The organism is Methylocaldum gracile, from assembly GCF_053646815.1.
The window spans coordinates 1,851,379-1,865,565 of the sequence record NZ_CM132196.1 but is presented as its reverse complement, the minus strand read 5'-3'; the positions used below and the strand labels follow the sequence as shown (position 1 = coordinate 1,865,565).

The window sequence follows — 14,187 nt, the reverse complement described above, 5'->3', positions numbered from 1 at the left end:
ATGCGTATTTCGACGCCCTTGATGGAACAATTCGGCATCGACGCCATCCTCAGGCAGCAGGCGAAGCTCTCCAAGACCCAATTGCAGCTCTCCACCGGCCAGCGCATTCTGACGCCCTCGGATGATCCCAGCGCCGCGGTACGTGCGCTGGACTTGAAGGAGTCGCTGGAAAACAATCGGCAATTTCAGTCCAACATTCAGGCTGTTCGCTCGAGACTCGAATTTGAGGAATCCACTTTGGCGGGAGCGGACAACGTGTTGCAGCGCGCACGTGAATTGGCTGTCCGAAGCCTCAATGATACGCTCAGCCCGAGTGATCGGCAGGCGATCGGGCAGGAAATGCAGCAGCTGTTGGACGAAATGCTCGGACTGGCGAATACGCGCGACGCCAACGGCGAATATATTTTCGCCGGCTTCCGTTCCGATACCGTCCCGTTCGCATTTGACGGCGGCCGGACGCCGCCGAGCTACGTCTATCAAGGCGACAAGAATCAGCGCCTCTTGCAAATCGCTCCGCAACGACATTTGGCCGACGGCGATTCCGGATTTTCCATATTCGAGAATATTCCTTCGAGCTCGGGTGCCAATGCGATCGCGGCCTCAGGCGGTACCCAGAACATACTCAATACCTTGTACTCCCTCACCCGGACTTTGAGCGGACAGTTCACCGCATCCCACGGCGCCGTTATGGGAACGAACGATCTGTCCTCCGGCATTGACTACAGCGGCGGCCCGGCAAAGAATTTTGATCTGGCCGTTGATGGCGGTGCGCCGGTCACGGTTTCCGTTGCCGCGGCGAATTATGCTTCAGCGGATGATCTCGTTGCCGCCATAAACGCCGGCATCAACGCCACCGCTTTGAATGGAACCGTGGTCGCCCAACATCGATCAGGCTTTATCGAGTTCGTATCGACAACCACCGGGACTGCCTCATCCGTGGAGATCAGTGACGACACCGATGGAGTCCTGACCGATTTCGGCTTCGCCGGCCCACAGACCGGCACAGGAGCCGACGTTGCTTTCCACGACGCTGCCAGCGCCGCATTGAAGGGCATCGATGCCGCCCTCCAGAACATCCTGGATACCCGCGCCAGCGTCGGCGCACGCTTGAATGCGCTGGACGAACAAGAGGATGTTCACGACAAATTCATCATCGACACCCAAGCGAATCTTTCCGAAATAGAGGATCTGGACTACGCAGAAGCAATCAGTCGGTACAACATCCAGTTTGTCGCGCTACAGGCTGCGCAGCAGGCTTATGTTAAAGTACAAGGACTGTCTCTTTTCAATTATCTTTAAGCGGTAAACGCGGCATTCCGTGCCTCTTCCCGGTGCGAGCCCTTCCGGGCGTTATTCGCACGTTCGAATTTATTTTCGGCCGATTTGTCTTTGATTCAGGCATCCCTTTTGCGGTGAAAATGGCATTGTGGTTAGAAACTTCAAGCTTGCCCTGAAGCTGATCGCACGCGATTGGCGTAGCGGCGAATTAACCATCCTGATGGCGGCCCTCCTGATCGCAGTGGCCAGTTCCACCGCGGTCAGCCTGTTGGGCGACAGATTGACCCGTACGATGAGTCTCCAGGCGGCGGAGTTCTTGGCAGCCGATCTCGTTATCGGCGGCCATCAGGAGCCATCGGATGCTTGGCGGCAACAGGCGTCCGCACAGGGGCTGCTAGTCGCCGGTACCACCGAATTTTCCAGCGTTTTGATCGAAAACGACGAACTGCTTCTGGTGGGCGTCAAAGCCGTCGAGGAAGGTTATCCGCTACGCGGCTCGCTTCGCACCACTCTGGGCGATGTCACGGCCGCAGTTGAAACCCACGACATCCCGAAAAGCGGGGAGGCTTGGGTGGAGCAGCGCGTGCTCACAACCTTGGGTTTGAGCTTGGGCGGCGAAATCACAGTGGGTGAAAAACCGCTGCGAATCACTCGCATTCTCACCCATGAACCCGACCGCCGTGGCGATCTCTACAGCCTCTCGCCCCGGGTGCTGATGAATCGAGCCGATGTCGCCGAGACCCGGGTCATTCAACCCGGAAGTCATGTTCATTATTACGAATTGTTTGCCGGGGACGAGCGTGCGCTACGCACATTCAAGCAATGGCTCAAGCCCCAACTGCATCCGGGGCAACGTATTCTCGACGTACACGAGGATCGGCCCGAACTGGGCAATGCCCTGAACCGTGCAGAGCGTTATCTGGGACTGACCAGCATTGCCGTGGTGTTGATTTCGGGCGTTGCCATCGCCATGACTGCGCGCCGCTACACCGAACGGCACTACGACATGACCGCGATGCTCAAGTGCTTGGGTGCTCGCGAGCGGGACGTCCTGTGGATCTACGCCAGCCAGTTTTTGATCGTCGGCCTCGTCGCGAGCTCGTTGGGTTGCGCTTTGGGATACCTGGCTCAGCACGGTGTGATCCAGTTGCTCCGCTCTTTGCTGCCCCATACCTTAGCCGGTCCCGGTTGGCTCGCAGTGATCTTCGGCGCGGCCACGGGACTCCTGATCCTGCTCGGCTTCGCCCTGCCTCCCATACTCAGGCTCAAGCGACTCGCTCCCCTGCGAGTACTGCGCCGCGATCTGGAACCTCTGCCGTCCAGCGCTTGGGTGGTATACGGATTAGCCGCCCTTACTCTGAGCGCGCTTCTTTGGCGCTATACCCGCGATTGGACGATGACCGTCAGCGTATTGGCGATCGCTGGCGCTGCGATAGCGCTGTTCAGCCTGCTCGGCTTATCGATGCTGGGGCTTGGCCGTCTGCTCCTGCCTTACGTCTCGCTGTCATGGCGCTTCGGTCTCCAGCACTTGACCCGTCAGCCGCGACTGGGAGTTAGCCAGATACTCGCTTTCGCCCTAACCCTGGTGGCCATGCAGGTCAGTATTTTGGTGCGTACCGAACTGCTGCAGGAGTGGAAGCGCCAACTGCCCGAGGATACCCCTAATCATTTCGCACTGAATTTATTCGATACCGATTTGGCGCGATTTCGCAACACGCTGAACCAAGAGGGTATCGCCAGCAGCGCTTACTATCCGATCGTGCGCGGCCGTTTGACTGCCGTTAACGGTAAAGACGTCTTCGAAATCGTCCACAAAGACTCGCGCGCTGAAGCATCGATTAATCGCGAACTTAGCCTTACCTGGGCGTCGGAACTGCCGCCCGACAACCGTGTAGTTCGGGGAAAATGGGTCGACGGAAGTGGTCCCCTGAGCGTTTCGGTGGAAACCGAGCTAGCCAAGAGTCTAGATATCGAGCCAGGCGACAAACTCACATTCAATATTGCGGGACAGGAGCTTATCGCTACCGTCATCGGCACCCGCAGCGTCCGCTGGGATACCATGACCCCGAATTTTTTCATGATTTTTTCGCCGGGAAGCCTCGATACGTATCCGCACACTTGGCTCACCAGCTTTTATGTGCCACCAGAGCTTAAGCCAGTACTGGGACAGTTGGCCAAATCGTTCCCGAGCATGACAATCCTGGAAGTGGACGCGCTGCTGAAACAGTTTCAGACCATCTTGCGACAAGTGACGAGCGCCATCGAATATGTCTTGCTATTGGCTTTGGCGGCGGGATTTACCGTGCTGTTCGCCGCGGTCCGAGCGACGCTGGATGAACGTATCTACGAGGATGTGTTGCTTCGGACCATGGGCGCCAGCCGGCGCTTGTTGCGGAATGCCCAATGGGTGGAATTCGCCGCGTTGGGATTCTTGGCCGGCATCCTGGCATCGGCCATCAGCGAGGTGATCGCGTGGACATTGTTCAGCCGGGTGTTTGACTTAGCGTATCGTTTCCATTGGGAAACCTGGCTGGCCACCCCTGTTTTAGGTGCGCTGGTGGTTGGGCTGGCAGGCTATCTGAATACACGGTCGGTCGTAAAAAACAGCCCAATGCGCGTGCTGCGAGAACTTTAGAGTACGAGAAAACAAGAAATGGCGATGGGCGAATAATCTGGCGCTCATCGCCATTTCTATCAACTACCCTTGACGTTGACTTTCGATGTCCAGCCGCTCTTCCCTTGGCAGTCTCCGTCCAATACTTTTACTTTAACGAACGGCAACTGACCAACTACCATTTCTTCTTCAACGGTTGCCTTCGTCCCTGCTTTGGTGACGCATACGCTCTGCTCCTGGTCCTCTTCCGCTTCCGAGGTGCTAATTAAACCAGGCATGGTCGTCAAATGCGAACCGCCGCCATTCGGATTATCCAAAGTCACCTGCTGGCCTACGGATACGGTCGTCTTGATCTGTACTTCTTCACCGCCGCCGCTCATCGCGAGAACGAGAACGATCACCAACACTGCGCCGATCGCCGCGTAGAGAGCTTTCGGGTTGCTCTTCAAGGTATCGAGAATGCCTTGCGCGGGCTTACTCGGGTTATTCTCTTCGGACATTACGCTATACCTCCTCTTATAAGTTCTTATCGCCTCCCGGTTCATGAACGAACACTCTGGAGCAGGCGCAAATTACCATGTTGTCAACATTATGCAAACAGTTAATTTGCTTGCTCCACAGCATCGTAGAAGCGATTTAGAAACACTGCACTTTATCACGCTCCATGGTTATATTTGCGATTTGGGGAGCGACAAATGCGCGCATGTCTAATTGGAGCCAAAATTGCCTCCGGGTGGTCTAATCGTTCGCAATGAAAACCTGTCCGGTCATGACTTTCCTTACGCGATTTTCTGCCGGATAGAATAATTCGCGTTGTGTCTATCGAACCCCAAAAATGAATGACTCGAAAAAGTTTCCGCCACAATCCAGCAACAGCGACGTGCAAGCATTCTTGAAAAAACTTGCGCAAACGCCCAACGCCAAACCGGCTGGACGCAAAGGAAGGCTGATCTTTGCCCTGGACGCGACGGCGAGCCGCGAACCTACCTGGCGAGAGGCGTGTCGCATCCAAGCGGAAATGTTCGATGCGGCGGCGGCTCTAGGCGGCTTGGAGATCCAGCTCTGCTATTACCGCGGAATAGCGGATTTCGAAGCTTTCCCGTGGTTGATTCACGCCGAAGACTTGCGGCGGCGCATGGCTGACGTGGAATGCGTCGGGGGATACACCCAGATCGGCAAGGTTCTGGAGCATACTTTGCAGGAAACACGGAAAAGTAAGGTCGACGCTTTGGTGTTCGTTGGCGACTGCATGGAAGAAAATGTCGACTATCTCTGCAAGACAGCCGGAGAGTTGGGCCTTCGGGGCGTCAAAGCGTTTCTGTTTCAGGAAGGATTCGATCCGACCGCCGAACGCGCATTCAAACAGATCGCCAAATTGACTCACGGCGCCCATTGCCGCCTCGACGCCGGAAGTGCACGGCAACTCCGTGAACTGCTCAATGCTGTTGCGGTCTATGCCGCTGGCGGATTGAAGGCTTTGGAAGACTTCGGTCGTGTCCGAGGCGGGCTCGCTCTGCAATTAGCCCACGAAATGAAAAAATCTTGATTCAACTCATTCTGCTTCTTTTTCTCGTCGTTCTTGCCGTGCTCACGGTGCGCCGTTTTCTCGACTCCGCGCCTTCTGAAGCGCTGGCCAACAAGTTTCGACGCGGGCTGATCTGGACCGGAATTCTGGCCCTGTTATTTCTTGCCGCGACCGGACGGCTGGGCTGGTTGATCCCGCTGGTCGGGGCACTGATCGCCGCCGTTCTCCGGCTTGCGCCAATTCTCGTTCAACTCCTGGTTCAATATGCGCCGCTGATACGACGCTGGCGGCAACAACGAGCCGCATCCCAGCGGACGGCTTCGGACGGTCGCCGTAGCAGTTCGTTTGTTGAGTCGCGTTTTTTACGGATGCAACTCGATCATACAACCGGCGAAATCGTGGGCGTAGTACTGACAGGGTTCCATGCCGGCCGTAGCTTGCACGACCTGACCCTGAAACAACTGACCGAGTTATACGGTGACTATGTCCGCGAGGACCCCGAATCCGCATCGCTGCTGAAGGCATATATAGAGCGCGTCCATGGCGTATCCTGGCAAGAGCGCGAAAGCCGAACCGCAGATCAGGACCACGGCAAAATGACGGCGGAAGAAGCTTATCGTGTTCTGGGCATCCCGCCTGGATCTTCTCGTGAAATTGTTATCGACGCTCATCGTCGCCTGATGCAGAGGATTCATCCCGACCGAGGTGGCTCCGACTATCTCGCGGCGAAAATCAATCAGGCCAAAGACGTTCTGCTGGGACGGTAAAATCGTCGAAGTGTACTGGGTGCGCCGAGCACGGCCGTGGCTAGAGTATTTTCTGATTCGGTATAGCGCCCGCGGCAGCGGGTGCTACACGGTTTTCTTCGTCCCGTTCGAGCGCCCCGGTGTCGTGCGAAACGCGCAGGATCAGGGGGCTCGCCGGGAGCGGAATGGGACGAACGACGTTCGCCCGAAGGGCAGCGTCCAGGAAAGGACCTTGTCAATTTGGACCGCCGAAGGCGGGTCCGCAGGATAAAACCCAGGGGCTTGCCTTGGCGCTCCCAAGGCAAGCGGGTATCCAGGGAGCGACACCCTGGACTTGGGGGCAAAGCGGGAAGCAACATCCCACAAGGATTTTGCAAAAGGAACCCGCGTGCGGGGCGGCTCCCCGCCCTAAAACAAGCACCGCGTTCAGCGGCACCTTGGTAGGATTTTCACGCACTAAATCCGCTATGTGGAAGCGAAAAATGCTCTAGCTTGACACGGAAATGGCTTAGCAAGCCATCGAGCAAAAACTGGGAATGTCGGCATTTTTCGTCTCTATAAATCATCCCCGAACCTCTCGATCCCCTTTTCTGTCTGTAAGCGCGTGCGTTTGAGCGCGCGCCCGCGTGGTCGCGCGAATTCGGCATCATAAAAAAATCCCACCATTTAAAAATTGCTATCTGAGTCACAAAAAAGCTGCTAAAGAAAAAAAATAATAAGCCGATAAGAAAGATAACCGTCAAAAACCCGTCGCACGGTAACTCCGCTCGGTCGCCAAACGCCATTTTTCCGATGCGCCCAGTGACCCGATGCGAAGCAAAAAATGGATGATCCGCAGATTTAAAGCAGTACGGAGCTCGCAGAGCATATTGGCACGATAAATGGTTTGACACAGAGCTGTTGGCTCCGATTAACAAAGTATTGATGACGGAAGTTCTGGTTTATCAAATAGGCTATCGATAATAAATCAATTGTGTGGGGGGCATGGGTATGTCTGAACAAATCGTAGAAGAATTAAAAACCTTTGGAGAGGCAGGCTTATACGATGATGCGGCCACCTTCGTCGAAGATTTCGAAGCGAACGAAGATCTTGAAGAAGATTCGCCGATCTGGAACGACGCAGAGCTGGGTACTGTCGATTCGGAATACCAATATGACGCCACCCGCCTATATCTAAAGGAATTGGGAAGTTCTCAGCTGCTGACCGCAGATGAAGAAAAGCACTACGGCCGTTTAGCGCAAAAAGGTGACCAGGCGGCGCGCAAGAAAATGATAGAAAGCAATTTGCGCTTGGTTGTAAAAATTTCCCGTCGTTATTTGAATCGCGGACTGCCACTTCTGGATCTAATCGAAGAGGGAAATCTCGGACTGATAAGAGCCGTTGAGAAGTTTGAGGCCGATCGCGGATTTCGGTTTTCGACTTACGCCACATGGTGGATTCGGCAGACGATTGAACGTGCCTTGATGAATCAGACGCGCACGATTCGTCTACCGATTCACGTCGTAAAAGAAATGAATGTCTACCTAAAAGCGTATCGTCATTTGGCCATTACAATGCATCATGATCCAAGTGCCGAAGATGTCGCAAAATATCTGAACAAACCGATAAAAACGGTCGAAAAAATGCTCAAACTCAACGAGCGCGTTGTATCGATCGATGTTCCTTTTAAGAAAGATTCTGAAAAGTCCTTGGTGGAATGCATTTCCGAGGAGGATAAACTCCCCCTTCCGGAAACTCTTCAGAACGAGCTAATTTCCAATAATCTTTCCGAATGGCTGGATCAACTCACGGACAAGCAGCGGGAAGTCATTTCCCGCCGATACGGTCTGCGCGGCTATGATCATTCCACTCTCGAAGAAGTCGCGACCGTGATGGGCGTTACCCGGGAACGAGTACGTCAAATTCAGATGGAAGCTCTAAATCGCCTTCGCGACATATTGGAAACCGACGGCTTTACCGCGGATACAATCTTTCATTAACGTCAGTTTAGCTTTAAGACGCCGTGGGCTATCCAGATGTCCTTTGAAGTGTCGGGAAACCAAGGCACTGCATATCTATTAACGATATTCTCGATACGGACGATCTAAATCCGTCCGGATCGAGAATAGCCGATAGCCCGCCAACTCACGATCTGCCGCCGCACTTCGGATATCAAAAGCTCTCAAGTGGCGAGTATCTCGCCCTAAGAGCACCTTTTGCTCAATACACTCTCCAATTTTAAGTTTATTCGTGCAACTTCCGTTCGTGGTCGCTCGCTGACCGATCGCTCAGCCGGAACGTCCCATTTCATGGACCCTTGACGTGAACTTCGCGAAGCCAGGAACGTTCTGGTTAAGAACGCCTAAGTTGTACTAAAAAGCCGGTCATGTTGGTTGCCCTCAAGCTAGCGTTATGGCTGAGGCGGGCTTAAGAACGAAGATGCCGATGTTCGTTAGACTTGATGATGCGGGTCACTCGCCGGAAAATTCGGTAAAATCAACACCTGTCAGAGCCTCCCTATCCCACTCTGAAGATCATCGGAAAAGCCAATGTCCTTCGAAAAAGTCTACGAAGTGCCGCCGGAAGTAGCTGCCGAAGCGCAAATTACCGAAGCGCTTTATCAGGAGATGTATGAACACTCCATCACGGATTCGGACAAATTTTGGGCTGAACAAGCGGAACGTTTTGTCGACTGGTTCAAGCCGTGGGACAAGGTTCAGGATTGCGACTTCGGTACCGCCCGTATTCGATGGTTCGAAGGAGGCAAACTGAACGTCAGCTATAACTGCCTCGATCGCCACTTAGTCGAAAAGGGTGACGAAGTCGCAATCATCTGGGAAGGAGACAATTCGAATATCGACAAGAAGCTCACCTACCGCGAGCTGCACGAACAAGTCTGCCGGTTTGCTAATGTTCTGAAAAAGCATGGCGTTCAAAAAGGTGACCGGGTTTGCATCTATCTTCCAATGATCCCCGAAGCGGCAGTGGTAATGCTGGCCTGCACTCGGATCGGGGCCGTCCACTCCATCGTGTTCGCAGGCTTCTCCGCCGACGCATTACGGGATCGCATTCTCGATGCCGACTGTCGGTATGTCATCTGTGCGGATGAAGGAAGACGGGGTGGACGAATAGTACCGCTGAAGGCCAATGTGGACACCGCACTGCGGGCTTGTCCAAATGTGACAACGGTTTTTGTCGTTCGGAATACCGGCGGGAGTATCGATTGGGACAGTCATAATGTGTGGTATCACGAGGCGGTGTCGGAGGCTTCTCCCGATTGCCCGCCCGAATCCATGGATGCGGAAGACCCGTTGTTTATTCTCTACACCTCCGGATCTACCGGAAAACCGAAGGGGGTACTTCACACGACCGGGGGTTATTTGGTCTATGCGGCAATGACTTACCGATATGTGTTCGATTACCGTCCGGGCGAAATCTATTGGTGCACCGCGGATGTCGGTTGGATTACCGGCCATTCGTATACCGTTTACGGCCCTCTGTGTAACGGCGCAACCACGCTTATATTCGAAGGCGTTCCGACCTACCCGGCTCCCGACCGCTTCTGGCGTGTGGTTGAAAAGCATCGTGTCAATATTTTTTATACCGCTCCCACCGCCATCCGCGCCTTGATGGCCCTGGGGGAAGATTGGCTTGATAGCACCCGCCGGGACAGCTTGCGCGTTCTGGGCTCTGTCGGCGAACCCATCAATCCAGAGGCATGGGAATGGTATTATCACCAGGTAGGCCGCGGCCGCTGCCCTATAGTCGATACGTGGTGGCAGACGGAGACCGGTGGAATACTCATTACTCCCTTGATCGGCGCCACGCCGCTCAAACCGGGCTCCGCGACGCGTCCGTTTTTCGGCATCGTACCGGCCATTGTCGACAGCCAGGGTAGCGTATTGGAAGGAGCGTGCGAGGGGGTACTGACGATTACCCGCTCTTGGCCGGGCCAGGCTCGCTCGGTATTCGGCAGTCACCAACGCTTTTTTGATACTTATTTTTCAACTTATCCTGGCAAGTACTTTACCGGTGACGGTGCCAAACGCGATGCCGATGGATATTACTGGATCACCGGGCGCGTCGATGATGTGCTGAACGTGTCGGGCCATCGCATGGGCACCGCAGAAATCGAGAGCGCTTTGGTCCTGCATGACCATGTGGCGGAAGCCGCCGTTGTGGGTTATCCGCACGATATCAAAGGACAGGGAATCTACGCTTATGTCACTTTGGTAGCCGGCGTCTCGCCGAGCCCAGAGCTTGAAGAGGAGCTAGTGCAGCTGGTCCGCAAGGAAATCGGTCCGATTGCCACACCCGATATCATTCAATGGGCTCCGACACTACCGAAAACGCGATCCGGCAAGATCATGCGCCGCATACTTCGGAAAATCGCGGCCAACGATATCCGCAATCTCGGCGATATCTCCACCTTGGCAGATCCTACCGTGGTCGACGATATCATTCGAAATCGAGCCAACCGAGGCTAAGAACATTTCACATCATCGGAGACAATAATGAAACTCATCACCGCGATCATTAAACCGTTCAAATTGGACGATGTTCGGGAAGCATTGTCCGAAATTGGAATCAGCGGGATTACGGTAACGGAAGTAAAAGGTTTCGGGCGTCAAAAAGGACACACGGAACTTTATCGCGGCGCCGAATACGTGGTTGATTTCTTGCCCAAAGTAAAAGTCGAAGTGGCGGTAACCGATAGCATGGTCGATCAGGCTGTCGATTCCATCATCAAAGCCGCCAACACGGGCAAAATTGGCGACGGCAAAATATTTGTAACCAACCTCGAGCAGGCTATCCGGATTCGGACCGGTGAAACCGGCGAGCAAGCGATTTGATTCTGTCCTTTGGGGCGGGCTCTCGGCCCGTCCTATTAATCACTTTGCAAATCTAGACACTTTCCGCTGTTGGCTGATGCTCCCGGCATATTTTTTCCGCGTCGGCCTCCGTTAGCCACTCCATGGTCAGTCCGCACCGGCGCCTTCCGTCTTCCTGGGTCAAGTGATACCTGCAAGTTTTGCAGGAGCCGAACGTTTTCAGCTTGTTCGCCGTTTGCAACTCCCTCAAAACCTGATTCAGAGTTGCTGTAATCTCATTCCGGGAGGTCTCAGACAGCCCATCCACTGCGGATTTCAGGATATTAGGCGGAATTGCATCCGAAACCACGCGAGCGCCGTCAACAGTCAGATTGAGATGAACCACACGACGATCATTGAGGTCGGCCTGCTTTTCGATAAAGCCACTAGATTCTAAGACCCCCAAGGTTTGCGATACCGTTCCCTTGGTTAGGCCCAAGTAATCGGCCACCGCAACTGGCGTGTTGCTGTATCGGTTGCACCGGCTCAGATAATGGAGCGCTTCCAACTGCACCGGTTGCAATCCTTTCGCAACCCCCGTCTTTCGGACGTCTGTCCGAATGAGGTTGGCGATACGTTCCAAGTAATCGTAAATCGATTCAGTATTCATACATCTAATAGTATCGGATCAATATCATATTGACAAAATCTTTAAAGTTCCGCTAGAGTTAGTATCGACACAATACCTATTGACATCATGTAGAACCGACAATTCCTTTGGTCGTGGAATGCGAAACCTCCGTGTCTCACTGTTCTGATAGCAGGCGCACTCCGTTTTTTCAAGATTTGTCCATGTCGATATGGAAATTCTGTATGAACATCGACGATTGTCGGCTTAATCACCCGCCTCGGTGCACTGTTCGCAAGTACTGCCGCATCCGGGGTTTAAGATCCAAAACCTAAGCGTGCACATGTCCGGCTTCACAAAGCCATTGCCGAGCTCAAAATCGACGAGCGCACGCATTCCCTCGTTGGATATCGCGCGGCACCACGTTATCGCCACAGTCTCCCGTGCGCAAACGACTCCTTTATCCATCCTCAACATCGACGAGAGAAGATATGAGCCAAATCCATGTTTTTGATACCTACGCGCGTAGCGCAAGCGGAAAAATCATGCACTTCGATGTGATACTTCCGGAAAACGATCCAACAAAAGCCCTGCAATGTGCCCGCGACTGGCTACGGTCCGTCGGTGAGGAAGATGCCGTCGTGAACTCCGAAAGTTGTGCCTATTGCCATAGCGAACCGCATGCGCCGGCGGAAATGCAGAAAGACATCGAAACCCAAGGCTATGCAATTTTTAAACTAGAAGGCTGTCCCCGATAACCACCATCCGATATGGGGTGGCTGAATTCGTTCCTTACCGGTATCTCGGATACGTAGACTGTTCCTTAAGGTAGCCGCCCGCGCGCCGCCTGTTTTTACAATCCGAATCGCGGTCTTTATGACGTAAGTCTTTGTGCATTCACGCGCGGGCGGAGTTCGATTTCAGCGGTATTTCCCCTAAGAAACAATCTTTTCGGATGTCAGGTGCTCTATGGTGCCATCCCCGAGATTGTTCCGTCTTAACTGTGTAGTCAGGAGGATGCCGCTTAATTGCCCTCGTCCTGATCCCCTCCAGCTACAGCCACCGCCTTGCCCATACAAGTCATGACATGGTCGGTAATGCTCAACGCAGCATGCCGGGCTTCTTTAACCGAACCAAATAATTGCTCGTAATCCTTAACGGCTTTCTCCGCATCAGCCGGTGATTTTGCATTCGCGAAATGCGTATATGCTTGAAAAAATTGTTCACGACGAGGATCACCCGCGAAACCCGGCAATCCGTTACTGATTTCCCCAACTACGCAATCCGCGATAGTCTCGGGATCGAGCTTATAATCTTTCAAATCGGAATCGTCTTTGAATTTAGCGACGAGCGCCTCTTTTAGAGTGGTTTTCTCCTTGCTCGTGCAACCGGCCAGCAAAAAAACGGCCAAAAACGCAATCATCAATTTTTTCATAATCAAACCTAACGAATGGTTGTCTCTAACCAAAGCAAAAAAGACATTTATTATGAGCACGAACGGCGCCGGTTGCCAGACAATTTAAGGATTCAGCCCGACTGCCGACACTACGTACACATGGCTTCCGGCGGCAGAGTTCACTAGGTTGCACCGATTCCCAACGATGACTGATGCCTATGGAAACCGACACACTTCGGACCATCGAACGCGCCGTAACACAAGGGATTGAAACCTATTTGGTCGCACGAAAAGCTAAAGTTCCCGAATTCGTCGAGCAATATTTCTCTTTCACGGGCGCCTTGGCGCTCCACAAAAAAACCTTCGGCAAGGACTTCTACAAACATCCGCTGAACATGCTATGGGGTTTGCCCAGCTTCATCATTCATGGCACGGCGGCTCTGTTTCGAAAAACCGGGGGTCACAGGATAAGCCGGATTCTCGACAAGATGCCGACCGGCATACCGACCGCCTTACAAGCGGAATTGCAGTGGCTGATCTATACCGAACTGCTGGAACTGCCGTATGTTCAGGGGAAACGGACATCCCGCCGGGATGCCCTTATGGAAACCATTCTGTGCAATCCCGAGATTTCCGAGCTGTGCGAGCAATTTCTTGGACAAATCCGAAGCAAGGCGGATCACCCCGAATTTCGCCGGAAGCTGGAAAGCAATCTGGCTGAATACGGCAAAACCCGCATCGCCGTCACCGAACTCGCCGGCAGCCTGGTTTCGCTCGCCACCAGCTACGCCGCTTTTAACAAAGCCCTACCCGGTGCGTTCTCGACCGGCATGGCCGCAGCCTCCGCCATCGCCCAGCACACGGCCATCGCCAATTTCTTGCTGGGTCCCACGATCGGAGCCTGGTATTACGGCCTCTTTCCTGCGTCCGCGTCGACCGGACTGATTATCGCCGCCACTGGCACGACGATGGCCGCCGTCAGTGCGATTGCGGCGTTATCCTGGGTCGTCGTCGATCCCCTGCTGGCCAAGACCGGCATACACGAACGGCGTCTCAATCAGTTTATCGACGCAATAGGCGACGAACTTCGCGGAAAAGAGCATCGGAATTATCGAGTCCGGGATCACTATGTCGCCCGCGTTTTCGATCTTCTCGATATTTTGCGGGTAGCCGCTAAAACGCTAAGCTAATCGGCTTTTCAAACCCGCC

12 protein-coding genes are annotated in these 14,187 nt (G+C 53.9%); 9 read left to right on the top strand and 3 right to left on the bottom strand.

What is annotated here, in order from left to right; genetic code table 11:
- Both flgL and ACWJJK_RS08165 read left to right on the top strand, forming a co-directional pair.
- Complete coding sequence (gene flgL, locus ACWJJK_RS08170) at window positions 1–1,299, top strand: flagellar hook-associated protein FlgL (RefSeq protein WP_156880047.1); 1,299 nt, start codon at window positions 1–3, stop codon at window positions 1,297–1,299.
- A gap of 127 nt (window positions 1,300–1,426) precedes the next feature.
- Window positions 1,427–3,913, top strand: a complete 2,487-nt coding sequence (locus ACWJJK_RS08165) for an FtsX-like permease family protein (RefSeq protein WP_434130655.1) — start codon at window positions 1,427–1,429, stop codon at window positions 3,911–3,913.
- Between the two features lie 59 nt (window positions 3,914–3,972).
- Here the strand turns inward: ACWJJK_RS08165 and ACWJJK_RS08160 are convergent, their stop codons facing one another.
- Entirely contained in the window at window positions 3,973–4,392 is a 420-nt protein-coding gene (locus ACWJJK_RS08160; RefSeq protein WP_077730455.1) for a hypothetical protein, read from the bottom strand.
- Window positions 4,393–4,727: 335 nt separating this feature from the next.
- Here ACWJJK_RS08160 and ACWJJK_RS08155 point away from each other — a divergent pair, with 335 nt between their 5' ends.
- From ACWJJK_RS08155 to glnK, 5 genes are all read left to right on the top strand, one after another.
- Window positions 4,728–5,438, top strand: coding sequence for a VWA domain-containing protein (locus ACWJJK_RS08155; protein ID WP_156880048.1), 711 nt, complete (start codon window positions 4,728–4,730; stop codon window positions 5,436–5,438).
- Window positions 5,435–6,184, top strand: a complete 750-nt coding sequence (locus ACWJJK_RS08150) for a J domain-containing protein (RefSeq protein WP_086134386.1) — start codon at window positions 5,435–5,437, stop codon at window positions 6,182–6,184. Before ACWJJK_RS08155 ends, ACWJJK_RS08150 begins: the two co-directional genes overlap by 4 nt.
- A 969-nt stretch (window positions 6,185–7,153) precedes the next feature.
- Entirely contained in the window at window positions 7,154–8,143 is a 990-nt protein-coding gene (rpoS, locus tag ACWJJK_RS08145) for an RNA polymerase sigma factor RpoS (protein ID WP_077730452.1), read from the top strand.
- A 549-nt stretch (window positions 8,144–8,692) separates the two neighbouring features.
- Complete coding sequence (gene acs, locus ACWJJK_RS08140) at window positions 8,693–10,630, top strand: acetate--CoA ligase (protein ID WP_077730451.1); 1,938 nt, start codon at window positions 8,693–8,695, stop codon at window positions 10,628–10,630.
- Window positions 10,631–10,657: 27 nt separating this feature from the next.
- Window positions 10,658–10,996 (top strand): P-II family nitrogen regulator, encoded by a 339-nt coding sequence (gene glnK, locus ACWJJK_RS08135; protein ID WP_077730450.1) that lies wholly within the window; start codon window positions 10,658–10,660, stop codon window positions 10,994–10,996.
- A gap of 52 nt (window positions 10,997–11,048) precedes the next feature.
- On the opposite strand, the gene ACWJJK_RS08130 is transcribed toward glnK, so the two are convergent.
- Window positions 11,049–11,624, bottom strand: a complete 576-nt coding sequence (locus tag ACWJJK_RS08130; RefSeq protein ID WP_077730449.1) for a MarR family winged helix-turn-helix transcriptional regulator — start codon at window positions 11,622–11,624, stop codon at window positions 11,049–11,051.
- 449 nt (window positions 11,625–12,073) lie between these two features.
- Here ACWJJK_RS08130 and ACWJJK_RS08125 point away from each other — a divergent pair, with 449 nt between their 5' ends.
- The gene (locus tag ACWJJK_RS08125) at window positions 12,074–12,340 is read left to right on the top strand and encodes a DUF2024 family protein (RefSeq protein ID WP_077730447.1); all 267 of its coding nucleotides are present in this window, start codon (window positions 12,074–12,076) and stop codon (window positions 12,338–12,340) included.
- Between the two features lie 266 nt (window positions 12,341–12,606).
- On the opposite strand, the gene ACWJJK_RS08120 is transcribed toward ACWJJK_RS08125, so the two are convergent.
- Window positions 12,607–13,017, bottom strand: a complete 411-nt coding sequence (locus tag ACWJJK_RS08120; protein ID WP_077730446.1) for a hypothetical protein — start codon at window positions 13,015–13,017, stop codon at window positions 12,607–12,609.
- Window positions 13,018–13,196: 179 nt separating this feature from the next.
- On the opposite strand from ACWJJK_RS08120, the gene ACWJJK_RS08115 reads away from it, so the two are divergent.
- Window positions 13,197–14,168, top strand: coding sequence for a DUF6635 family protein (locus ACWJJK_RS08115; RefSeq protein ID WP_240502521.1), 972 nt, complete (start codon window positions 13,197–13,199; stop codon window positions 14,166–14,168).
- Window positions 14,169–14,187: the final 19 nt, after the last annotated feature.

Coding starts and splice junctions, on each gene's coding strand:
- flgL (WP_156880047.1), top strand. CDS start 1: ATGCGTATTTCGACGCCCTTGATGGAACAATTCGGCATCGACGCCATC.
- ACWJJK_RS08160 (WP_077730455.1), bottom strand. CDS start 4,392: ATGTCCGAAGAGAATAACCCGAGTAAGCCCGCGCAAGGCATTCTCGAT.
- ACWJJK_RS08155 (WP_156880048.1), top strand. CDS start 4,728: ATGAATGACTCGAAAAAGTTTCCGCCACAATCCAGCAACAGCGACGTG.
- rpoS (WP_077730452.1), top strand. CDS start 7,154: ATGTCTGAACAAATCGTAGAAGAATTAAAAACCTTTGGAGAGGCAGGC.
- acs (WP_077730451.1), top strand. CDS start 8,693: ATGTCCTTCGAAAAAGTCTACGAAGTGCCGCCGGAAGTAGCTGCCGAA.
- glnK (WP_077730450.1), top strand. CDS start 10,658: ATGAAACTCATCACCGCGATCATTAAACCGTTCAAATTGGACGATGTT.
- ACWJJK_RS08130 (WP_077730449.1), bottom strand. CDS start 11,624: ATGAATACTGAATCGATTTACGATTACTTGGAACGTATCGCCAACCTC.
- ACWJJK_RS08125 (WP_077730447.1), top strand. CDS start 12,074: ATGAGCCAAATCCATGTTTTTGATACCTACGCGCGTAGCGCAAGCGGA.
- ACWJJK_RS08120 (WP_077730446.1), bottom strand. CDS start 13,017: ATGAAAAAATTGATGATTGCGTTTTTGGCCGTTTTTTTGCTGGCCGGT.
- ACWJJK_RS08115 (WP_240502521.1), top strand. CDS start 13,197: ATGGAAACCGACACACTTCGGACCATCGAACGCGCCGTAACACAAGGG.